Origin of the sequence: Burkholderia sp. BCC1999 (genome assembly GCF_905339975.1) — a bacterium.
GTDB lineage: Bacteria > Pseudomonadota > Gammaproteobacteria > Burkholderiales > Burkholderiaceae > Burkholderia.
The window spans coordinates 214,899-234,609 of record NZ_CAJPHP010000004.1; the positions used below are offsets into that span (position 1 = coordinate 214,899).

Sequence of the window (19,711 nt, forward strand, 5' to 3'; positions counted from 1 at the left end):
GCCAGCGCGGCTGCGCGGCGCCGCTTTCCGTTTCAAGTCCGGGCCGGAGGAGGGCTCAACCCGTGCAAATCGATATCCGTTCCGCCACTGTTGCCGATGTGCCGCTGATCCTGCGTTTCATTACCGAGCTGGCCGTCTACGAGAAGGCGGAGCACGAAGTGATCGCGACGCCCGCGTCGCTCGAGCGCAGCCTGTTCGGCGAAGGGGCGCCGGCGCGCGCGCTGATCTGCGAGGTCGACGGCGAGCCGGCCGGCTTCGCCATCTATTTCTTCTCGTATTCGACCTGGCTCGCGCGGCAGGGGCTGTATCTCGAGGATCTGTACGTATCGCCGCGTTTTCGCGGTGCGGGCGCCGGGCTGCGGCTGCTGAAGAGGCTCGCGCGGATCGCGGTCGAGTCGGGCTGCGGTCGCTTCGAATGGAGCGTGCTCGACTGGAACGAGCCGGCGATCCGCTTCTACGAGAGCGTCGGCGCGGCGCCGCAGAGCGAATGGGTGCGTTACCGGCTGGCGGGCGACGAACTGCGCGCGTTCGCCGACAGCGCGCCGGTGAGCGCCGCGTAAACGCAAAACGGGCGCCGCGGGGCGCCCGTTCGAACGTCGTGCGTTTCGTGCGTGTTACTTGAGGCTGCCCGACAGGAACCCGCGCAGGCGTTCGCTCTTCGGGTTGCCGAACACCTCGGACGGCACGCCTTCTTCCTCGACGCGGCCCTGGTGCAGGAACATCACGTGGTTCGACACGTTGCGCGCGAAGCCCATCTCGTGCGTGACGACGATCATCGTGCGGCCTTCCTCGGCGAGCTTCTGCATCACCTTCAGCACTTCGCCGACGAGTTCCGGGTCGAGCGCCGATGTCGGCTCGTCGAACAGCATCACGTCCGGATGCATCGCGAGCGCGCGCGCGATCGCGACGCGCTGCTGCTGGCCGCCCGACAGGTGCGACGGATACTGCTTCTCGACGCGCGGCGCGAGGCCGACCTTCTCGAGATATTCGCGTGCGCGGTCCTCGGCTTCCTTCTTCGGGATGCCGAGCACGTTCACGGGCGCTTCCATCACGTTCTCGAGCACGTTCATGTGCGACCAGAGATTGAAGTGCTGGAACACCATCGACAGCTTGGTGCGCACGCGCTGGAGCTGTTTCGTATCGGCCGCGCGCAGCGCGCCCGTCTTGTCGAGCGCGGTGCGCACTTCCTCGCCGTCGACGAAGATGCGGCCCGCATTCGGCTGCTCGAGGAAGTTGATACAGCGCAGCATCGTGCTCTTGCCGGAGCCGGACGAGCCGATCACGCTGATCACGTCGCCCGAGTTCGCCTTCAGCGATACGCCCTTGAGCACCTCGTTGTCGCCGTACCGCTTGTGCAGATCGTCGACGAAAAGCTTCTGAGTCTGGGAATTCATCAATAGTCCTGCGAAAACTTACTTGCCTTGCGGGCGCAGATACGCGAGCCAGCGACGCTCGGCCTGGCGGAACAGCCACACGAGCGTGAACGAGATCACGAGGTAGAGCAGGGCGGCGATGCCGAACGCATGGAACGACATGTAGGTCGCCGAGTTGACGTCGCGCGCGATCTTCAGGATGTCCGGTACGGTCGCGGTGAAGGCCACCGTCGTCGCATGCAGCATCAGGATCACTTCGTTGCTGTACAGCGGCAGCGCGCGGCGCAGCGCCGACGGCAGGATCACGCGGCGATACATCGTGAACGTGGACATCCCGTACGCGCGCGCGGCTTCGATCTCGCCGTACGAAGTCGCCTTGATCGCGCCCGCGAAAATCTCGGTGGTGTACGCGCAGGTGTTCAGCGTGAACGCGAGCAGCGTGCAGTGCATCCCGTCGCGGAAGAACGCGTCGAGCATCGGCGTGCCGCGCACGGCCTGCAGGCTGTAGAGGCCCGTGTAGCAGAGCAGCAGCTGCACGTAGAGCGGCGTGCCGCGGAATACGTACGTGTACAGCCACACGGCGCTCGACAGCCACTTCTTCTTCGACACGCGCGCGACCGCGAGCGGCACCGACAGGCAGAAGCCGAGGCCGATCGACACGACCAGCAGCCACAGCGTGATCGCGACACCGGTGATGCGATAGCCGTCGGTGTAGAGATAGTTGCGCCAGTATTCTTGGATGAGTTCGATCATAGGTCAGCCTTGCGGACACCGGTCGAGTAGCGCTTTTCGAGCCACATCAGCACGAAGTTCGAGATCGTCGTGATGGCGAGGTAGACCGCACCCGCGATCAGCGTGAAGAAGAAGAACCGCAGCGTGCCCTTGCCGGCGTCCTGCGATGCCTTCACGACGTCGGCCAGGCCGATGATCGACACGAGCGCGGTCGATTTCACGAGCACCTGCCAGTTGTTGCCGATGCCCGGCAGCGCGAAGCGCATCATCTGCGGGAACATGATCCGCGTGAACACCTGCCAGTTCGTCATCCCGTATGCGCTGCCGGCCTCGAGCTGGCCGCGCGGGACCGACAGGAATGCGCCGCGGAAGGTCTCGGTGAAGTACGCGCCGTAGATGAAGCCGAGCACGAGCACGCCGGCGAGGAACGGGTCGATGTCGATCTGGTCCCAGCCCAGTGCGTCGGTCGCCATGTTCAGCCAGATCTGCAGGCTGTAGAACAGCAGGAGCATCAGCACGAGGTCGGGTACGCCGCGGATCAGCGTCGTGTAGACGGTGCCGACGCCGTTCGTGAAGCGGTTGCGCGACAGCTTCGCGCCTGCGCCGAGCAGCCCCAGCAGGAACGACAGCGCGAGCGAAAGCACCGCCAGTTTGACGGTTTGCCAGGTGCCAGCGAGGATCAGCGGGCCGTAACCTTGTAGAAACATATGTGGTCCTTGACGGCGCACGCAGTGCGCCGCGAAAGACGCGCCCGCCAAGTTGCGCGGAACGCCCCGTGCGTATCATGACCGTCCGCCCCGGCAACGGTGCCGGGCGAGCCCGTCGCGCGAGCGGCGGGCAAGGGGGCGGGCGGCGCGTGGTTGACTGCCAGTACTGCGCGGATACGGGGCCGCCCCCGCATCCGTTGCTTCTTCTTGTCGGCGCTCAGCGGGCCGAAGCCGAATAGACGCTGAACGAGAAGTACTTGTGCGACAGCCGGTCGTACGTGCCGTCCTTGTGCATGTCGGCCAGCGCCTTGTTGATCTTGAGCTTCAGGTCCGTATCGTCCTTGCGCAGACCGATTGCGGTGCCGTCGCCGATCGTCTTCGGATCCTTCACTTCCGGCCCGGCGAACGCGAAGCCCTTGCCGCGCGGCGTGCGCAGGAAGCCGTAGTCGGCCTGCAGCTCGTCCTGCAGCGTCGCATCGAGGCGGCCCGAGCCGAGATCGGCATAGACCTGGTCCTGGTTCTGGTAAGGAATGATCGTCACGCCCTGCGGTTCCCAGTACGCCTTCGCGTAGGTTTCCTGCGTCGAGCCCTGCTCGACGCCGACGCGCTTGCCCTTCAGCGACGCGACCGTCGGCAGCAGCGGCGAGCCGGTCTTCGCGATCATTCGCGCCGGTGCGTCGTACACCTTGTCGGAGAAGTCGATCTGCTCGCGGCGCTTGTCCGTGACGGTCAGCGACGACACGATGACGTCGTACTTCTTGGCCTTCAGCGCCGGGATGATTCCGTCGAGATCCTGCGCCACCCACACGCATTTCACGTTGATTCGCTTGCAGATTTCCTTGGTGAGATCGACGTCGAAACCGACGATCTCGCCGCTCGGCGCGGTCGACTCGAACGGCGGGTAGCTGGCATCGACACCGATCCGCACGGTCTTCCACTCCTTCGCGAAGGCGCTGCCCGCCACGAGGGCGAGGGCGGCGCACAGGGCGGCCTTCTTCATTTCCATCCTTCTGTTGCTGACTTTCCGGGGGCGCTCGCGGCCGGTCGTACCGGGCGCCGCGGCGTATTCTAGACGGCCAAAATTCGCCGAACGGCGCTTGGGCGTTGGCGGCCGCCGGAACGGCGAACGCCAAAAGGGCGGTATTTTACCCGAACGCGATACCTGGAAAACGGCAATCCGGCGCGATCGATCGATTCTTCGATTTGGTTGTTGCGGCAATAGTGGCATTCGCAACGAATAGTCTGGCGATTGGGCTCGCAGGTGCAACGATGCGGTGCGCCGGCGGCGGATTGTGGCGCGTTCGGTGTCCCCCTACAGTCGAGGTAAACCCGAACGAAGAAAGAATCCTGCCCCCGGAGTGTCCGCGCCATGTTCCAGATCCGCCGCGCCGAAGATCGCTGCCACACGCGCCACGGCTGGCTCGAATCGAGTCACAGCTTTTCGTCCGCTGGCCGCGGCGCGAACGGGTATCCGCCGCTCGGCGCACTGCACGTGCTGAGCGAGGACCTGATCGCGCCGACGCGCGGGTTCGGGATGCAGCAGCGACGCGACGTGGAGATCGTGACCTACGTGCTGGACGGCACGCTTGCGCACCGCGACAGCCTTGGCTGCGGCGCGATCGTCCGCGCCGGCGGCATCCAGCGGATGAGCGCCGGCACGGGGCTCGTGCACAGCGAAACCAACCCGTCGCGCGACCGTCCGCTGCATCTGCTGCAGATCTGGCTGCAGCCGGCCGGGCGGGGCGAGCGGCCCGGCTACGAGGAACGGCATTTCGCCGACGACGAGAAACGCGGCCGGCTGCGGCTCGTCGCGGCGCCGGATGCCGGCGACGGCGCGCTGTCGATGCGTGCGGACGCCCGCATCTTCGCGGGGCTGATCGACGGCGACGAGGCGGCGACGTTCGATGTGCGTGCCGGGCGCAGCACCTACGTGCATGTGGTGCGCGGCGACGTCGAGGTCAACGGCCGCGCGCTGGCCGCCGGCGACGGCGCGCGGATCGGCGGCGTGGACGCAGTGGCGTTCGCGCGCGGCCGGGCGGCCGAGGTGCTGTTGTTCGACGTCGCCTGAAACGAAAAAAGGGACGCGGGCCGGTGCCCGCGTCCCCTTCGGCGCCGCTCCGCGGAGCGGCCAGCCGGCTTACTGCGCCGGCGCCGATGCGCCCTTGGCGGCGCGATGCTGCTCCCAGCGCTCCTTCATCTTCTCGTGGCGCTGCTCCATCTTGGCGAACTGCTGCTTGAGCGCCGTGCTGACCATCGTCTTCTGCTGGTCGTTCAACCCGTTGTAGAACGTGAGCCATGCGGCGGTAGTCTGCTCGCGCAGTTGCGCGTTCTGCGCCTCGGCCTGCTGGCGGGCCGAATGCATCGCGCTCAGGTCGAGGATCGGCTGGTTCTGCTGCGCCTTGAACTGCTCGCGCATCTGCTCGTGGCTCTTGCGCATCGCGTCATGGTTCTGCTTCATCGTGTTGACGGCAGCCTGCCATTGCTGCTCCTGCGACGCGTTGAGCTTCAGCTGGTCGTGCAGTTTCATGACGGCGCCGAACGGGCCGCCTTCATGCCCGCCGTGCATCTGGTGCATGCCGGGGCCGCCCGGAGGCGGCATGTTGTTGGGCTGCGCGGCATGCGCAGCGCCGAATGCGAGAGCGAGCACGGTGGCGGCCGCGATGGCCACGCGGGAAGTCTTCTTATACATTTCAGAAACTCCTTGTATCCAAAGGGTCCGGCGATGCGGTGCCGGGAAAGTCGGGTACCGCATCCGGTAAGACGCAGGTTAGCGATGCAGGCTCCGGCCGGTGTTACGTGGGGCGGCGGCCCGATTACCGCGCATTACAGTTCCCTTGCGCGGTAACTCGCAGTAACCCTTTCGTCCCTTTGTTTCGTTCTTCGACTCCGCCCTCGCGCGGTAAACTTCGAGCCATGACTACCCAGATCCTCATCGTCGACGACGACCAAGAACTCCGAGACCTGCTGCGCGACTATCTCGTGCGCCAGGGGATGGAAGTGTCCGTGCTGCACGACGCGGCGACGCTCGAGAAGCGCCTCGAGCGCGAGCGGCCCGACCTGATCGTGCTGGACCTGATGATGCCGGGCGTGGACGGCCTGACCGCGCTGCGCCAGTTGCGCGCGGCCGGCGACGACATCCCCGTGATCATGCTGACCGCGCGGGCGGACGACGTCGACCGCATCGTCGGGCTCGAACTCGGCGCGGACGACTACCTCGGCAAGCCGTTCAACCCGCGCGAGCTGCTCGCGCGCGTGCAGGCCGTGCTGCGCCGTCGCCGTGCGACGCCGTCGGCGGCCGCGCCCGAACAGCGCGAGCCGTTCGCGTTCGGCCGCTTCCTGCTCGACTTCCAGGCGCGCACGCTGTCGGTCGACGGCAAGCCGGCCACGCTGTCGAGCAGCGAATTCGCGCTGCTGAAGATCTTCGTGAACCATGCGCTGCGCACGCTCACGCGCGAGCGGCTGCTCGAGCTGCTGCACGGGCCCGAGTACGACGGTACCGACCGCGGCATCGACGTCCAGGTGTGGCGCCTGCGCCGTATCCTCGAGACGGATCCGTCGACGCCGCGCTTCATCCAGACGGTGCGCGGGCGCGGCTACGTGTTCGTGCCCGACGGCGAGGCTCATGCGCAAACCCATTGATTCACTGTTCGGGCGGCTGGCGCTGCTCGTCATCGGTGTCCTGCTCCTGTCGCACTTCGCGTGGTTCTTCGCGATGCGGCTCGAGCGCAACCAGATGCAGACGCGTTATGCGGTCGAGGAGGCCACCTTCCTCGTCGACGCGGTGCGCCAGCACGTCGCGCGCACGCCGGACCAGCCGCTGCCGTCGCGCGTGCGGCTCGTCGCGCCGGGCAGCGCCGACATACCGAAGGGCGGCGATTCGGGGCTGCCGCCGCCGCTCAAGCGTTTTCGCGACGACGTAAGCGACCGCATGCCGCCCGGCACGCAGGTCGAGATCGGCGCACCCGGCCATCCGCCCGTGCTGTGGGTGAAGGAGCCGGCCGACCGTAACTGGATCGTGGTGCCCGTGCAGCCGCTGCGGCCGCCGCGCTCGCTCGACCGGATGCTGCTGTGGCTCGGCACGATCTTCTCGGCCGGCGTGATCGCCGCGCTGTTCGCGGCCTGGCAGCTGCAGCAGCCGTTGCGCTCGCTCGCGCGCGCGGTTGCGCGTTTCGGCCGCGGGCAGCCGGTGCCGCCGCTGCGCGAGCGCGGCCCGCGCGAGCTGCGCCAGCTCACGCACGGCTTCAACCAGATGGTGGAGCAGGTGTCGCAGGCCGAGAGCGATCGCGCGGTGATGCTGGCGGGCGTTGCGCACGACCTGCGCACGCCGCTCGCGCGGATGCGCCTGCGGGCGGAAATGATGGACGACGCGCGGTTGCGCGACGGTGTCGTGCGCGATGTCGACTCGATGTCGCACATCGTCGACCAGTTCCTGGTGTTCGCGCACGGCGGGTCCGACCGCAGCGAACCGGTGTCGGTCGACCAGGCTTGCGAGCGGATCGCACGCAGCTATCGCGCGGTCGCACCGAACGCGCCGACGGTCCAGACGCAGCTCGACGCCGATCCGGGCTTCCGGCTGCCGACGGCCACGCTCGACCGGATCCTGTCGAACCTGCTGGACAACGCGCATGCGTATGGCGCGCCGCCGGTGATCGTCGAGACGGCGCGCACGCCGACCGGCTATGTGTTGTCGGTCAGCGACAGCGGCGGCGGGATTGCGCCGCGCGATCTGGCGGCCGCGACGCGGCCGTTCGTGCGGCTCGACCCCGCGCGCGGCGGGAATGGCCACAGCGGGCTCGGGCTCGCGATCGTCGAGCGGCTGGTGCTCAGGCTGGGCGGGGCATGCGACATCGGCAACCGCCCCGAAGGCGGCCTGCGCGTTGCGATGACATTCCCGTTCGAAGTGGTGCCGAAGGACGAACCCCACGCACAGGCCGCGTAAGCGGCTGCGGCGCCTGCCCGGCGGGGCGGGCGCCGCGCGGCATCATTCGCCGAACAGCGTGCCGAGCGTCTCGGCCGCGTTGCTGTCGATGGTGTTGTAGGTCACGGTGGTGGCCTCGAAGATGTAGACGGTCGTATACCGGCCGAGGCGCTCCAGGATTTCCTCCTGCAGCGATTCCGGCACGACGTTCATGTTCAGGTACCATGCCGTCGACGACAGCCGCGTCTGGAACGACCCATACTCCTGCATCAGTTCGTAGAACGCGTCGGCATCCTGATCGCGGCAGACGATCACCAAGTTTCCTGCCATTCCCTTTCCTCCCGCTCGTCGATCGATCCCCAAGGGGGCTAGCCCCGATCATACCCGCTTCGCCACATCCGGCTCGTGACGCCGGACACGGATTGCGCCCGTGTGCGGCTGGCGGGTTCCCGGCCGGGCCGGATCACGGCATAATTCGGGCCTGCTGCCGGCCGAAGGACTCAGGCCGGGTTGCACCGGCCGGCCGTCCGCGCGTCGGGCACGATCCGTGCGCCGCCCCCGGACGGTTGTACCTGAAATACAGGTTGGTGTAGTGTCGTGCGGTCGCGGGCCGACTCGCCCGGGTGCGCGGGTGCAGCTTGCACGCACGGCGCATCGCGCGTGCGCGAGATCGTCAGTCAATCGAATTACCGCGCCCGAGCGCTTTGCCATGAATCAACATCGACTGCCGGCTTCGTTCGGCCTTACCGGGGAGGGCGCCTGATGGACGTCGGATTCTTCAATCCGAACCGGACCGCCAACGCGTCCGCGTGGCGCGTTCTGCCGAACCGGTGGGACTTCATCGCGTTTCCGCTGATCATCTGCCTGATCGCGATGGCGGTCGTCGGTTTCCACGAAACGATGGCGCCGATCGGGACGCTGCAGACGCAGAAGATCTCGCTCGATCCGTCGAGCCTGCCCGAATACGCGTTGCGGACCACGCTGCGGATGCTCGCGGCAATGGTCGCGTCGCTCGTGTTCACGCTCGTCTACGGCACGCTCGCGGCCAAGAGCCGTCGCGCGGGCATGGTGCTGATCCCGATCCTGGACATCCTGCAGTCGGTGCCGGTGCTCGGCTTCATCTCGTTTACCGTCACGTTCTTCCTCGCGTTGTTCCCGAGCCGCGTGCTCGGCGCGGAGCTCGCGGCGATCTTCGCGATTTTCACCGCGCAGGCCTGGAACATGACGTTCAGCTTCTATCAGTCGCTGCGCACGGTGCCGCGCGATCTGGACGAAGTGTCGCGCGGTTTCCACCTGACGTCGTGGCAGCGCTTCTGGAAGCTCGAAGTACCGTTCTCGATGCCGGGCCTGATCTGGAACATGATGATGTCGATGTCGGGCGGCTGGTTCTTCGTCGTCGCGTCGGAGGCGATCACCGTCGGCAACCAGACGATCACGCTGCCGGGCATCGGTGCGTATCTCGCACAGGCGATCTCGGACAAGAACCTTGGGGCGATCGGCTGGGTGATCGTCACGATGACGGTCGTGATCCTCGCGTACGACCAGTTGCTGTTCCGCCCGCTCATCGCGTGGGCCGACAAGTTCCGGATGGAGAACACCGCGTCGGGCGATGCACCGCAATCCTGGCTGCTCGACCTCGTGCGCCGCACGCGCCTGATTCATCAGTTGCTCGTGCCGGCCGGCTGGTTGTTCGCGAAGGCCGCACGGATTCCGCTGCGCCTGCCGCTGTCGGGCGCGATGCGTTTTTCGCTGCCGCGTGTCGAGAAGAAGGCGTCGCGCACCGTCGACATCACGTGGGCGATCCTCGTGCTGATCGGCACGGCCTATATCGTGTGGCGCGTCATCAGCTTCGTGTCGACCGGCGTGACGATGGCCGAGGTCGGCCACGTGATCGTGCTCGGGCTCATCACGCTGCTGCGCGTGGTCGTGCTGATCGCGATCGCATCCGTGATCTGGGTGCCGATCGGCGTGTGGGTCGGGCTGCGCCCGAGGCTGGCCGAGAAGCTGCAGCCGCTCGCGCAGTTCCTCGCCGCGTTCCCGGCCAACCTGCTGTTCCCGGTGTTCGTGATCGTGATCGCGCGCTTTCACCTGAACCCGGACATCTGGCTGTCGCCGCTGATCGTGCTCGGCACGCAGTGGTATATCCTGTTCAACGTGATTGCCGGTGCAACGTCCTACCCGAACGACTATCGCGAAGCGGCGACGAATTTCCGCATCCGCGGCTGGCAGTGGTGGCGGCAGGCGATCCTGCCCGGCATTTTCCCGTACTACGTGACCGGCGCGATCACCGCGTCGGGCGGCGCGTGGAACGCGAGCATCGTGTCGGAAGCCGTCCAGTGGGGCAACACCAAGATCGAGGCGCACGGCCTCGGCGCGTACATCGCACAGACCACGGCTGCCGGCGATTTCCCGAAGATCATCCTGGGCATCGCCGTGATGTCCCTGTTCGTCACCCTGTTCAACCGCCTGCTGTGGCGCCCGCTGTATGCCTTCGCCGAAGCGAAGCTGCGGCTCGACTGAGACTGATTGAGAGCGAAACGCGATGCACAATCCGAATGCTGTAAACGCCCCCGTCCAGACGTCCCAGCCGCCGCGCCTCGGTGAGGAAATCCTGCGGGTCGATCACGTCTGCCGCGGCTTCAACAAGACGCAGGGCGAGCTGCTCGTGCTCGACGACGCGAACCTGTCGCTGCGCGAAGGCGAGATCGTCGGCCTGCTCGGCCGGTCCGGCTCGGGCAAGTCGACGCTGCTGCGCATCATCGCCGGCCTGATCGAGCCGACCGGCGGGGAAGTGACCTACCTCGGCAAGCCGCTGAGCGGCCCGGCCGAAGGCGTCGCGATGGTGTTCCAGACCTTCGCGCTGTTCCCGTGGCTGACCGTGTTGCAGAACGTGGAAGCCGGCCTCGAAGCGCTGGGCGTCGGCGCACGCGAGCGGCGCGAGCGTGCGCTCGCCGCGATCGACCTGATCGGTCTCGACGGCTTCGAGAACGCGTATCCGCGCGAGCTGTCGGGCGGCATGCGCCAGCGCGTGGGTTTTGCGCGCGCGCTCGTCGTCGACCCGACGATCCTGCTGATGGACGAGCCGTTCTCGGCACTCGACGTGCTGACGGCCGAGACGCTGCGTACCGACCTGCTCGACCTGTGGACGCAAGGCCGCATGCCGATCAAGTCGGTGCTGATCGTCACGCACAACATCGAGGAAGCCGTGTTCATGTGCGACCGGATCCTCGTGCTGTCGTCGAACCCGGGCCGCGTGATCGCCGAGATCAAGGTGCCGTTCAAGCATCCGCGCAACCGTCTCGACCCGGCGTTCCGCAAGCTGGTCGACGACATCTACGCGAAGATGACGGCGCGCCAGACCAACGAGGCGACGAAGAAGGGGCTCGAACTCGGCAGCTGGCTGCCGCAGGTGTCGACCAACCTGATGGCCGGCCTGATCGAAACGCTCGCGATGGCGCCGTACCATGGCCGTGCGGACATGCCGGAAATCGCGCGTACGCTGCATCTGGAAGTGGACGACCTGTTCCCGATCGCCGAAGTGCTGCAGTACCTCGGTTTCGCGGACGTGCGCGAAGGCGACGTGTTCCTGACGCCGCCGGGGCGCGTGTTTGCGGAATTCGGTACGCAGGAGCGCAAGCTGATGTTCGCCGATCACCTGCTGAAGCACGTGCCGCTCGCGGCACGGATCAAGAAGGTGCTGAACGAGCGTCCGGGCCATCGCGCGCCGCGCGTGCGCTTCGAGCAGGAGCTGGAGGATTTCCTGTCCGACGGCGCGGCCGAGGAAACGCTCGACGCGGTGATCGACTGGGGCCGTTACGGCGAGATCTTCTCGTACAACGACCAGACCGAGATCTTCAGTCTCGAGGACGTCGAGTCCTGATCGACGATGCCGGGCCGTCGGCCCGGCATTCGCATGCACCGCGCATCGCACGGTTACTGCAAATTCCCCCACCGGTCGACCGCCGGTTCCGCCGACGCCCACTTCCAGTGGGTGCCTTGCTGGCACGCATTCGCGAAATACCAGTTGGCCTTGTCGCCGTCCTTCACCGAAAACGCGAATTCCTTGCATATCGCGAGCGCCGACGCGTACGCACGCGTGACGCGCACTTCGCCTTCGCCGTTCTCCAGCGGCAGCGTGTTCTTCACCTTCCACGGCTTCACTTCGCCGACGGCCAGGCTGCCCGCGGTTTTCGCGATCGCGTCCTGCTGGTTCTGATGGAGCTGCTTCATCGTGCGGTTGACGGCCTCGTCGGTCGCGGCCTGCACGGCGATCCCGACGCCGACGCCGACCGCCGGGTTCGCGGTGACGAGGCCCGTCGCCGCGCCGGCCAGCGCGCCGCTCGCCGCGCCGACCGAGCCGCAGCCCGACAGCGCGGCCGTCGCCGCGCACAGTGCGCCGATGGCCGCGAGACGGATCGCGACGCTCATTGCAGCGCGCCCCAGCGTTCGGTCGCCGGCTCGGCCGACGCCCATTTCCACACGGGGCCGTCGCGGCAGAGGGTGGCAACGTAGAACGCCGACTGCGCGGCCTTGTCGGGTTTCGCGGGCGTGTCGACCGCGAACACGATTTCCTTGCAGTCGAGCGGGCCGACGCTGATCATCCGGCTGACCGTCACGCGGCCCTGTTCGTCGTCCTCGATCGGGAACGAGTGGTGCGTCGACCACGGCGCGACGCCGCCCACGTCGAGCGGACCGGCCGCCTTCGCGATCTGTTCCTGTGTGTAACGGTGTGCGACGCGCTGCGAGTACTGGACGCCGGCCCGCGCGCCGGCCACGGCGCCGAGGCCGATACCCGTCGCGACAGCAGCGTTGTTCGTGACCTTGGAAGCGATCGCGGCGCCCGCGATACCGGCGCCGGCTGTCGCGCCTTCGCTGTACAGCGAGTTGCAGCCTGACAGCAGTGAGGCCGTGGCGATGACGGCCAGCACGACGCGCGCCGGCATGGCCCGACGCGGCGATTCGAAACGAATGTTCATCCCTGAGTGCAAGTCCTGTCTGGGTGAGCGGCGGCGCATGCACGCCCTGATGCCGCATCATTGTTTCGCAATTGTCATAGGAAAACTGCAAAGCTTTGACAAATCGCCGGCCGGCATCTCGCGCGCCTACGCGCGGCGCTATTGTCGGATAGATGATTGACGAGGGGTCGAAACGTTACAAATTGAAGGTAATTGTTACCTCGGCGTGCAAGGAACCGACCTAGACTGTTTTGTTATGGAATGTTTCTTCGACGGCCTCGAGCCGCGCCGCACATGAGACACCCAGCCATGCGTCGTTCAAAACGGTTGTCACACCGGCCACCTGACGCGGGGGCGGATCGCCCGCGTCCGCAGACCGACGCGCCATCGGCACCGCCTGCCGGCGCGCCCGACGAGACGCCGTCCGACGGTGATCACAACCAGGGCGGCGCTCGCCCGGAAGGGCTCGACTATCAACGCGACCTCGGTCAGGAGCAGGACGCTTGACGCCGTCGTCGCCGCATTCCATCGCCGTATTTCATTGCATTTCTCGGAACTGAGCCGACGCGCGGCCGCCTTCTGGCAGCCGTGTCCGCTTGGGTGCGCGTCGCGCGCCCGCCAATCGAATCGAGGAGGGGAAGCCGCATGAGCAGATTGATCGTGGTATCGAACCGTGTCGCCGCCGGCGAAGACACGCGCCCGAGCGCGGGCGGCCTGGCCGTCGGCGTGATGGATGCGCTGAAGGAAAGCGGTGGCGTCTGGTTCGGCTGGAACGGCGAGATCGGCGGTACGCCCGACGCCGAACCGACGATCCAGCGGGACGGCAACGTCACGTATGCGACGGTCGGGCTGACCCGGCGTGACTACGATCAGTACTATCGCGGTTTCTCGAACGCGACGCTGTGGCCGGTGTTCCATTACCGCGGCGATCTCGCGCGCTTCGATCGTCAGGAGTACGCCGGTTATCTGCGCGTGAACGCGATGCTTGCGAAGCAGCTTGCCGCGCTGCTGCGGCCCGACGACCTGATCTGGGTGCACGACTACCATCTGCTGCCGTTCGCGCATTACCTGCGCGAGCTCGGCGTGAAGAACCCGATCGGCTTTTTCCTGCACATCCCGTTTCCGTCGCCCGACATGCTGCGCCTCGTGCCGCCGCATGAGGAACTCGTGAAGTTCATGTGCGCGTACGACATCGCGGGCTTTCAGACCGAGGCCGACAAGCAGGCATTCACCGACTACATCGAACGGCGCGGGATCGGCGCGGCAAGCGACGACGGGATGCTGCACGCGCACGGTCGCGTCGTGAAGGTCGCCGCCTATCCGATCGGCGTGCATCCCGACGCGATCGCGCAGGCGGCCGTCCAGTACGGCACGCGCAAACCGGTGAAGATGCTGCGCGAGGCGCTCGACGGCCGCAAGCTCGTGATGAGTGTCGATCGTCTCGATTACTCGAAGGGGCTCGTCGAGCGCTTCCAGTCGTTCGAGCGGATGCTCGCGAACGCGCCGGGCTGGCAGGGGCGCGTGTCGCTGTTGCAGATCGCGCCGCCGACGCGTTCGGATGTGCAGACCTACCAGGACATTCGCGAAACGCTCGAAGGCGAAGCCGGCCGCATCAACGGCCGTTTCTCGCAACTCGACTGGACGCCGATCCAGTACCTGAACCGCAAGTACGAGCGCAACCTGCTGATGGCGTTCTTCCGGATGTCGCAGGTCGGCTACGTGACGCCGCTGCGCGACGGGATGAATCTCGTCGCGAAGGAGTACGTCGCGTCGCAGGATCCGGCCGATCCGGGCGTGCTCGTGCTGTCGGAGTTCGCCGGTGCGGCGGCCGAGCTGACCGGCGCGCTGCTCGTCAATCCGTACGACCTGTCGCAGATGGCCGAGGCGCTCGAACGTGCGCTGTCGATGCCGCTCGCGGAGCGGCAGGCGCGTCATGAGGAGAACCTCGCGCGGCTCCGTGAAAACGACCTGTCGGTCTGGCGCGACACGTTCGTCGCGGACTTGCGCAGTGTCGCGGCGGTAGCGTCGGTCACGCAACGTGCGGGCCGGCGGGTTGCGCATGCGTGAATTCGCATCGGGCGCGGGCGCCGGGGACGAGGCGGCGGACGACGCCGTCGGCCGTTTCTTCGTCGTGACGGGCGGCCCGGGTTCGGGCAAGAGCACCTTGCTCGATGCGCTCGAGCGCGCCGGTTTTGCGCGTTCGCAGGAGGCCGGGCGCGGCGTGATCCGCGACCAGATGGCCATCGACGGCGTCGCGCTGCCGTGGCGCGACCCGGCCGCGTTCGCCGAGCTGATGCTGAGTTGGGAGATGCGTTCGTACCACCTCGCGCGGCAGGCGCGCGGGCCCGTGTTCTTCGATCGCGGCGTGCCGGACGTAGTCGGCTACCTGCGGCTGACCGGGCTGGCGGTACCCGCGCATGCGGAAGCCGCGGCCCGCCGTTTCCGCTATCACCGGCGCGTGTTCATCGCCCCGCCGTGGCCCGAGATCTATGCGCAGGACACGGAGCGCCGGCAGGATTTCGCGGAAGCCGAGCGGACCTACGATGCGATGGTCGACTGCTACACGTCGTATGGATACCGGCTGATCGAGTTGCCGCGCGTGAGCGTGAAGGCGCGCGTGCGTTTCGTGATGGACGCGCTCGACGCCGCGTGACGCGCGTCGCGTGTGCCGACGCGCGGCGGCGTCAGGTCGCTGCGTCCGGCCGTGGCGACGTGATGCGCAGCATGCTCACGACGGCCGCCACCGCCGCGAAGGCCGTGGCGACGTAGAGCGCAATCGTCGGCCCGCGATCCGGCGACAGCCCGAAAATCAACGCCACCAGCGCGGCGCCGAGTGTCTGGCCGGTCAGGCGCGCGGTGCTCAGCATGCCGCCCGCACCGCCGCTGCGCTCGCGCGGCGCCGACGACAGCATCGCGCGGTTGTTCGGCGACTGGAACAGCCCGAAGCCCGCGCCGCACAGCGCCATCCGCCACACGATGTCGACGGTGCCCGGATGCGCGCCGATCGTTGCGAGCGACAGCAGCCCGGCCGCGAACAGAGCAAGCCCGATCCCGCCGAGGATACCGGCCGAATAGCGGTCCGACAGCACGCCTGCAAGCGGCGCGGCGAACACGATCACGAGTGGCCACGGCGTCATGTAGAGGCCCGTCTCGACCTGCGAGAAGCCGAGCGAGTTCTGCAGCCAGAACGGCAGCGCGACGAAGGCGAGCATCTGCGACGTGAACGATGCCATCGACGTGTAGATCGACAGCGCGAACATCGGGATGCGCATCAGGTCGACGGGCAAAAGCGGCGCCGGCTGCGACAGCTGGCGCTTCACGAAGAAGTAGCCGACGACGAACGCCACCGCCAGTTCGGCCGCGACATACGCGTGGCCTTCGCCGTGCCCGAGCCCGTCGACGGCCGTGATCAGCAGGCCGAACACGCACGCGTTCATCAGCGCGCTCGGGAAATCGTACGGCGCGTCGTGCAGCGGGTTGGACGGCAGCGCACGCAGGCTGCCGAGAACCGCGGCGATGCCGATCGGCACGTTGACCGCGAACAGCCAGGGCCACGACGCGAACGACAGGATCGCGGACGCGACCGTCGGCCCGATCGCCGACGACAGCGCGACGACCATCGCATTGATCGACAGCCCGCGCCCGAGCATCGACGACGGGTAGATCATCCGCACGAGTGCCGCGTTGACGCTCATGATGCCGGCCGCGCCGAACCCCTGGATCACGCGCATCACGGCCAGCATCGGCAGCGAGCCGGCGAGCGCGCAGCCGAGCGAGGCCGCGGTGAACAGCGCGAGCCCGGCGATGTAGATGCGGCGATAGCCGATGCGCTCGCCGAGCGACGCGAGCGGCAGCAGCGTGATCGTGACCGCGAGCTGGTAGGCGTTGACGATCCAGATCGATGCGGCGTCGGACGCGTGCAGGTCGCGTGCGATCGTCGGCAACGCGACGTTCGCGATCGCGCCGTCGAGCACGGCGAGCGTGATGCCCAGCGCGACGCAGACGATCGCCCAGTAACGTTGCGGAAGCGGCAGGCCGGTATCGGCGTTCATGACGGGAGCTAGAGCAGGGTTGTCCGCACGCCCGGTTGCCGGTTGCGTGCGCAACCATGCGGGAGGGTGGAGGCGGCGATGAACGGACCGGCCGGCGCGGCTGCACCGGAACGGGGCCGGTCGAGTGTATCACCGGGCCGCGTGACGCGACGCCGGCACGCGCGGCTGCCGGCCGGAGCGGGCACTCAGCCTTCGAAGTCGAGACCGCCGAGCCGCACGAGCGGGTCGGCCTGCGTACGCGACGCGAGATCGATGTCCCGCGCACCCTGCCACGCCCCCAGCTTTTTCGGCAGCGCGGCCAGGTAGTGCTCGAAGCGCTGCGGGCCGTCCGGCGCCATCAACCGCTCGATCTCGTCGGTATCCCAGGTCAGCTCGAGGTTCAGCGGATGCTCGAAGCCGCTCACATGCTCGTGCGGCGCGCTGCGGATCTGCACGCGCGTCGGATGCCCGTGGCCGCCGTATGGCACGACGTCGGTCAGCACGTGCTCGGCGAAGAAGGCGGCGATTGCCTGCGCGATGCGCGGCGCGAATTCGGTATCGAAACGGCGGGCGGTTTCGGGCTGCATGAAGGCGTCTCCTGTATGCCGAAAATCGTAGCACGGCGGCGCGACGTTCCGGTGGGTGCGATACCGGTAATCGCGCGTTACCACTTGCTGCATCTATTACGGCCGCGTGCAGCCACAATGCATCGCATCCAGTACCACTTCGCGTGGGAGTCCATCATGAAAAAGATTGCCGCAGTGTGTGTCCTCGCCGGTTCGCTCGCCATCGCGGGGCCGGCGTCCGCGCATGGCCGCGACGGCGGCGCAGTCATCGGCGCCTTGATCGGCGGCGCGGTGCTGGGCGCGATCGTGACGTCCGCGATGAGTCCGCCCGTCGCGTATCAGGCGCCCGTGTACCAGGCACCGGCCTATCAGCCGCCGACGTACTACCAGGCGCCGGCATACCAGCAGCCTGCGTATCCGACCTATCAGCAGGCGCAGTACCAGGACGAAGGCCCGAACTATTGCTACGACCGCTACCAGCGTGCGTATGTGTGCGGTGCGCCGGTGCAGGGCGGCTACGCGCAGCCGGCCGGCTGGTAAGCGGAGGCGCGTGACACCTGAATGGGCAGGGTGCCGGCAGCCCGATACTTGCCGACATTCATATCGCAGGACCGGACGACAAAAGGCCCTCGCTTCATGCGAGGGCCTTTGCTTTTGTGCGGCCGTCCGTTCGTCTGCTTGACGCACGACCGGCCATCGACGGGCCGTGCCCGGATACAAACGGTTGCAATTGCGCGTCAGTGGCGATGGCCGCCACCGCCGTCACCGCGCCCGCCGCCATCGTTCCAGTCGCCGCGGTGCCCGCCGCGTCCCCAGCCGTTGCCGCGATTGCCGCGATCGCCGTCCCAACGGTGGTAGTCGCGCCGGCCGCGATCCCAGTCGCGCCCGCCGCCACCGCCCCAGATGTTGACCGTGCCGTACACGGGGGACGGTGCGTATGCGTAGCCGGGATCGGAATAGTAGGGCTGCCCGTAGCCGTATCCGGCGTCCGGGGCGACGACGCAGCCGGCCAGCAAGGTCGCGACGCCGGCGGCAGCAATGAGCTTCAGCATGATGTTCTCCGTTGGTTGCCGTATAAGTACCGCGCACGGGAGCCGGCGACTGTTTGCAATTGTGTCTGCAAATTACAGCTCCGTAAGGGCCTGATGCGAAAGTGTTAGCATCCGGGGCTCATTTGTTTTTCAGGAGCACATCGATGAAATTCGCGATCCGGGCCGTGCTGGCCGCTTTCTGCGTCACGACTGCCGCCGCGTGTGTGGCGAGCCCCGCATCGGCGCCCGCCGTGCCGGCGGAGTCGATCAAGATGTTTCCGCAGGCGGCGGCCGGCCAGCAGCGCGTCGTGATCGGGCTGCCCGCGCTCGAGAACGAAGGCGATGCGCGCGTCGAGCTGATGATCGGCAAGACGCTGCAGACCGATTGCAACCAGCAGTGGTTCGGCGGCGAGCTCACCGCCGAGGACGTGAAGGGCTGGGGCTATACGTACTACCAGCTCACCGACGTGAAGGGGCCGGCCTCGACGCTGATGGCGTGCCCGGGCCAGGCGCCGCAGCAACGCTTCGTGCAGGTACGCGGCGACGGCCAGCTGCTGCGCTACAACAGCCGCCTGCCGCTCGTCGTCTATGTGCCGGACGGTTTCGAGGTGCGCTATCGCGTGTGGCATGCGTCGAAGGACGTGCAGCACGCGGCGAAGCAGTAACGATGCGCCGGCGCGGCCGCGCACGGCCGCGTCGTTATTCGGTTAGGCGCCGCGCGCGCCGACGAGCGCCGGCCATGCGGCCAGCGCGGCTTGCGCGATGGCCTCCAGATCGCGTCGGCTCGCACCGTCGCGCGCCTGGATCGACATGCCCTGCTGGACTGTCACGTAGTACCGCGCGATCGCATCGAGGTTCGCGTCCGCCGCGATCTCGCCGGTCGCGATGCCTTGCCGGAGGCGCTTCCGCAGCGCCTCGACCGTGCCCTCGCGCATCGCAATCAGCGTTTGCCGGACCGTATCGGACCGTTCGGCCGGATGCAACGCCGACAACACGACCAGACAGCCGGCCGGCTTCGAGCGCCGCGTGAACACACGCGCCGTATCCATCAGATAGTTCTGCACGGCGTCGTGTGCGCTGTCCGCCCGTTCGACGCCTCCCCAGAGTTCCCGTCCCTCCGTTGCGCCGTAGTGCTCGAGCGCCTGCCGGAACAACGCTTCCTTGCTGCCGAACGCCGCATACAGGCTCGGCGACGCGATGCCCATCGCGGTCGTCAGGTCGGTCATCGACGCCCCCTCATAGCCGAGGCGCCAGAACACCTCCATCGCGCGATCCAGCGCCGCTTCCTTGTCGAAGCTTCTCGGTCGGCCCCGTTCAGCCATTGCATCCGTCCCTTCGTCGATTTCTGTATCGATCGATAAAATAAATCAATTGACTGTGGCGCGCAACTTGCCACAT

The 19,711-nt window shown here is 67.2% G+C and carries 23 protein-coding genes; 11 read left to right on the forward strand and 12 right to left on the reverse strand.

Annotated elements, in window-relative coordinates; genetic code table 11:
• Positions 1-62: 62 nt before the first annotated feature.
• Entirely contained in the window at positions 63-560 is a 498-nt protein-coding gene (locus U5809_RS07460) for a GNAT family N-acetyltransferase (protein ID WP_322086033.1), read from the forward strand.
• 54 nt (positions 561-614) lie between these two features.
• Here U5809_RS07460 and U5809_RS07465 read toward each other — a convergent pair whose 3' ends face one another.
• The 4 genes from U5809_RS07465 to U5809_RS07480 form a co-directional block, all read right to left on the reverse strand.
• Positions 615-1,394, reverse strand: a complete 780-nt coding sequence (locus U5809_RS07465) for an ABC transporter ATP-binding protein (protein WP_282505739.1) — start codon at positions 1,392-1,394, stop codon at positions 615-617.
• A gap of 18 nt (positions 1,395-1,412) precedes the next feature.
• Positions 1,413-2,126: an ABC transporter permease gene (locus U5809_RS07470; protein WP_282505738.1), complete on the reverse strand. Its 714-nt coding sequence runs from the start codon at positions 2,124-2,126 to the stop codon at positions 1,413-1,415.
• On the reverse strand, positions 2,123-2,812 hold the full coding sequence (locus U5809_RS07475) for an ABC transporter permease (protein ID WP_021158491.1): 690 nt from the start codon (positions 2,810-2,812) through the stop codon (positions 2,123-2,125). The genes U5809_RS07470 and U5809_RS07475 overlap by 4 nt, the downstream gene beginning before the upstream one ends.
• Before the next feature lie 217 nt (positions 2,813-3,029).
• The gene (locus U5809_RS07480) at positions 3,030-3,812 is read right to left on the reverse strand and encodes an ABC transporter substrate-binding protein (protein ID WP_176050605.1); all 783 of its coding nucleotides are present in this window, start codon (positions 3,810-3,812) and stop codon (positions 3,030-3,032) included.
• A gap of 369 nt (positions 3,813-4,181) precedes the next feature.
• Between U5809_RS07480 and U5809_RS07485 the strand changes: the two genes are divergently transcribed.
• Positions 4,182-4,880 (forward strand): pirin family protein, encoded by a 699-nt coding sequence (locus U5809_RS07485; protein WP_322086034.1) that lies wholly within the window; start codon positions 4,182-4,184, stop codon positions 4,878-4,880.
• A 69-nt stretch (positions 4,881-4,949) separates the two neighbouring features.
• Here U5809_RS07485 and U5809_RS07490 read toward each other — a convergent pair whose 3' ends face one another.
• The gene (locus U5809_RS07490) at positions 4,950-5,501 is read right to left on the reverse strand and encodes a periplasmic heavy metal sensor (RefSeq protein WP_322086035.1); all 552 of its coding nucleotides are present in this window, start codon (positions 5,499-5,501) and stop codon (positions 4,950-4,952) included.
• 224 nt (positions 5,502-5,725) lie between these two features.
• Between U5809_RS07490 and U5809_RS07495 the strand changes: the two genes are divergently transcribed.
• Positions 5,726-6,451: a response regulator gene (locus tag U5809_RS07495; protein WP_006493394.1), complete on the forward strand. Its 726-nt coding sequence runs from the start codon at positions 5,726-5,728 to the stop codon at positions 6,449-6,451.
• Positions 6,435-7,751 (forward strand): ATP-binding protein, encoded by a 1,317-nt coding sequence (locus tag U5809_RS07500; protein WP_282505735.1) that lies wholly within the window; start codon positions 6,435-6,437, stop codon positions 7,749-7,751. Before U5809_RS07495 ends, U5809_RS07500 begins: the two co-directional genes overlap by 17 nt.
• A gap of 42 nt (positions 7,752-7,793) precedes the next feature.
• Here the strand turns inward: U5809_RS07500 and U5809_RS07505 are convergent, their stop codons facing one another.
• On the reverse strand, positions 7,794-8,060 hold the full coding sequence (locus tag U5809_RS07505) for a hypothetical protein (protein ID WP_011545926.1): 267 nt from the start codon (positions 8,058-8,060) through the stop codon (positions 7,794-7,796).
• Positions 8,061-8,492: 432 nt separating this feature from the next.
• Here U5809_RS07505 and U5809_RS07510 point away from each other — a divergent pair, with 432 nt between their 5' ends.
• Positions 8,493-10,250, forward strand: coding sequence for an ABC transporter permease subunit (locus U5809_RS07510; protein ID WP_322086036.1), 1,758 nt, complete (start codon positions 8,493-8,495; stop codon positions 10,248-10,250).
• 22 nt (positions 10,251-10,272) lie between these two features.
• Positions 10,273-11,610 carry a nitrate/sulfonate/bicarbonate ABC transporter ATP-binding protein gene (locus tag U5809_RS07515; RefSeq protein ID WP_322086037.1) on the forward strand — a complete coding sequence of 446 codons (1,338 nt, stop codon included), beginning with the start codon at positions 10,273-10,275 and terminating at the stop codon, positions 11,608-11,610.
• 53 nt (positions 11,611-11,663) lie between these two features.
• Here U5809_RS07515 and U5809_RS07520 read toward each other — a convergent pair whose 3' ends face one another.
• On the reverse strand, positions 11,664-12,158 hold the full coding sequence (locus tag U5809_RS07520) for a hypothetical protein (protein WP_322086038.1): 495 nt from the start codon (positions 12,156-12,158) through the stop codon (positions 11,664-11,666).
• A complete protein-coding gene (locus U5809_RS07525; RefSeq protein ID WP_322086039.1) occupies positions 12,155-12,706 on the reverse strand; it encodes a hypothetical protein in 552 nt (183 codons plus the stop codon). Before U5809_RS07525 ends, U5809_RS07520 begins: the two co-directional genes overlap by 4 nt.
• A 288-nt stretch (positions 12,707-12,994) precedes the next feature.
• Between U5809_RS07525 and U5809_RS07530 the strand changes: the two genes are divergently transcribed.
• From U5809_RS07530 to U5809_RS07540, 3 genes are all read left to right on the forward strand, one after another.
• Positions 12,995-13,192: a hypothetical protein gene (locus tag U5809_RS07530; RefSeq protein WP_282505730.1), complete on the forward strand. Its 198-nt coding sequence runs from the start codon at positions 12,995-12,997 to the stop codon at positions 13,190-13,192.
• Positions 13,193-13,330: 138 nt separating this feature from the next.
• Complete coding sequence (otsA, locus tag U5809_RS07535; protein ID WP_282505729.1) at positions 13,331-14,752, forward strand: alpha,alpha-trehalose-phosphate synthase (UDP-forming); 1,422 nt, start codon at positions 13,331-13,333, stop codon at positions 14,750-14,752.
• Positions 14,745-15,338, forward strand: a complete 594-nt coding sequence (locus U5809_RS07540) for an AAA family ATPase (RefSeq protein WP_322086040.1) — start codon at positions 14,745-14,747, stop codon at positions 15,336-15,338. Before otsA ends, U5809_RS07540 begins: the two co-directional genes overlap by 8 nt.
• Positions 15,339-15,369: 31 nt before the next feature.
• On the opposite strand, the gene U5809_RS07545 is transcribed toward U5809_RS07540, so the two are convergent.
• On the reverse strand, positions 15,370-16,737 hold the full coding sequence (locus U5809_RS07545) for an MFS transporter (RefSeq protein ID WP_322086041.1): 1,368 nt from the start codon (positions 16,735-16,737) through the stop codon (positions 15,370-15,372).
• Positions 16,738-16,922: 185 nt separating this feature from the next.
• The gene (locus U5809_RS07550; RefSeq protein ID WP_176050473.1) at positions 16,923-17,303 is read right to left on the reverse strand and encodes a DUF5594 family protein; all 381 of its coding nucleotides are present in this window, start codon (positions 17,301-17,303) and stop codon (positions 16,923-16,925) included.
• 117 nt (positions 17,304-17,420) lie between these two features.
• Between U5809_RS07550 and U5809_RS07555 the strand changes: the two genes are divergently transcribed.
• Positions 17,421-17,822, forward strand: a complete 402-nt coding sequence (locus U5809_RS07555; RefSeq protein WP_322086042.1) for a hypothetical protein — start codon at positions 17,421-17,423, stop codon at positions 17,820-17,822.
• A 197-nt stretch (positions 17,823-18,019) separates the two neighbouring features.
• Here the strand turns inward: U5809_RS07555 and U5809_RS07560 are convergent, their stop codons facing one another.
• Positions 18,020-18,334, reverse strand: a complete 315-nt coding sequence (locus tag U5809_RS07560; protein WP_322086043.1) for a hypothetical protein — start codon at positions 18,332-18,334, stop codon at positions 18,020-18,022.
• 143 nt (positions 18,335-18,477) lie between these two features.
• Here U5809_RS07560 and eco point away from each other — a divergent pair, with 143 nt between their 5' ends.
• Entirely contained in the window at positions 18,478-18,978 is a 501-nt protein-coding gene (gene eco, locus U5809_RS07565) for a serine protease inhibitor ecotin (protein WP_322086044.1), read from the forward strand.
• Positions 18,979-19,020: 42 nt separating this feature from the next.
• Here eco and U5809_RS07570 read toward each other — a convergent pair whose 3' ends face one another.
• Positions 19,021-19,635 carry a TetR/AcrR family transcriptional regulator gene (locus tag U5809_RS07570; protein ID WP_322086045.1) on the reverse strand — a complete coding sequence of 205 codons (615 nt, stop codon included), beginning with the start codon at positions 19,633-19,635 and terminating at the stop codon, positions 19,021-19,023.
• Between the last annotated feature and the right edge of the window lie 76 nt (positions 19,636-19,711).

Coding starts and splice junctions, on each gene's coding strand:
- U5809_RS07465 (WP_282505739.1), bottom strand. CDS start 1,394: ATGAATTCCCAGACTCAGAAGCTTTTCGTCGACGATCTGCACAAGCGG.
- U5809_RS07470 (WP_282505738.1), bottom strand. CDS start 2,126: ATGATCGAACTCATCCAAGAATACTGGCGCAACTATCTCTACACCGAC.
- U5809_RS07475 (WP_021158491.1), bottom strand. CDS start 2,812: ATGTTTCTACAAGGTTACGGCCCGCTGATCCTCGCTGGCACCTGGCAA.
- U5809_RS07480 (WP_176050605.1), bottom strand. CDS start 3,812: ATGAAGAAGGCCGCCCTGTGCGCCGCCCTCGCCCTCGTGGCGGGCAGC.
- U5809_RS07485 (WP_322086034.1), top strand. CDS start 4,182: ATGTTCCAGATCCGCCGCGCCGAAGATCGCTGCCACACGCGCCACGGC.
- U5809_RS07490 (WP_322086035.1), bottom strand. CDS start 5,501: ATGTATAAGAAGACTTCCCGCGTGGCCATCGCGGCCGCCACCGTGCTC.
- U5809_RS07495 (WP_006493394.1), top strand. CDS start 5,726: ATGACTACCCAGATCCTCATCGTCGACGACGACCAAGAACTCCGAGAC.
- U5809_RS07500 (WP_282505735.1), top strand. CDS start 6,435: ATGCGCAAACCCATTGATTCACTGTTCGGGCGGCTGGCGCTGCTCGTC.
- U5809_RS07505 (WP_011545926.1), bottom strand. CDS start 8,060: ATGGCAGGAAACTTGGTGATCGTCTGCCGCGATCAGGATGCCGACGCG.
- U5809_RS07510 (WP_322086036.1), top strand. CDS start 8,493: ATGGACGTCGGATTCTTCAATCCGAACCGGACCGCCAACGCGTCCGCG.
- U5809_RS07515 (WP_322086037.1), top strand. CDS start 10,273: ATGCACAATCCGAATGCTGTAAACGCCCCCGTCCAGACGTCCCAGCCG.
- U5809_RS07520 (WP_322086038.1), bottom strand. CDS start 12,158: ATGAGCGTCGCGATCCGTCTCGCGGCCATCGGCGCACTGTGCGCGGCG.
- U5809_RS07525 (WP_322086039.1), bottom strand. CDS start 12,706: ATGAACATTCGTTTCGAATCGCCGCGTCGGGCCATGCCGGCGCGCGTC.
- U5809_RS07530 (WP_282505730.1), top strand. CDS start 12,995: ATGCGTCGTTCAAAACGGTTGTCACACCGGCCACCTGACGCGGGGGCG.
- otsA (WP_282505729.1), top strand. CDS start 13,331: ATGAGCAGATTGATCGTGGTATCGAACCGTGTCGCCGCCGGCGAAGAC.
- U5809_RS07540 (WP_322086040.1), top strand. CDS start 14,745: ATGCGTGAATTCGCATCGGGCGCGGGCGCCGGGGACGAGGCGGCGGAC.
- U5809_RS07545 (WP_322086041.1), bottom strand. CDS start 16,737: ATGAACGCCGATACCGGCCTGCCGCTTCCGCAACGTTACTGGGCGATC.
- U5809_RS07550 (WP_176050473.1), bottom strand. CDS start 17,303: ATGCAGCCCGAAACCGCCCGCCGTTTCGATACCGAATTCGCGCCGCGC.
- U5809_RS07555 (WP_322086042.1), top strand. CDS start 17,421: ATGCATCGCATCCAGTACCACTTCGCGTGGGAGTCCATCATGAAAAAG.
- U5809_RS07560 (WP_322086043.1), bottom strand. CDS start 18,334: ATGCTGAAGCTCATTGCTGCCGCCGGCGTCGCGACCTTGCTGGCCGGC.
- eco (WP_322086044.1), top strand. CDS start 18,478: ATGAAATTCGCGATCCGGGCCGTGCTGGCCGCTTTCTGCGTCACGACT.
- U5809_RS07570 (WP_322086045.1), bottom strand. CDS start 19,635: ATGGCTGAACGGGGCCGACCGAGAAGCTTCGACAAGGAAGCGGCGCTG.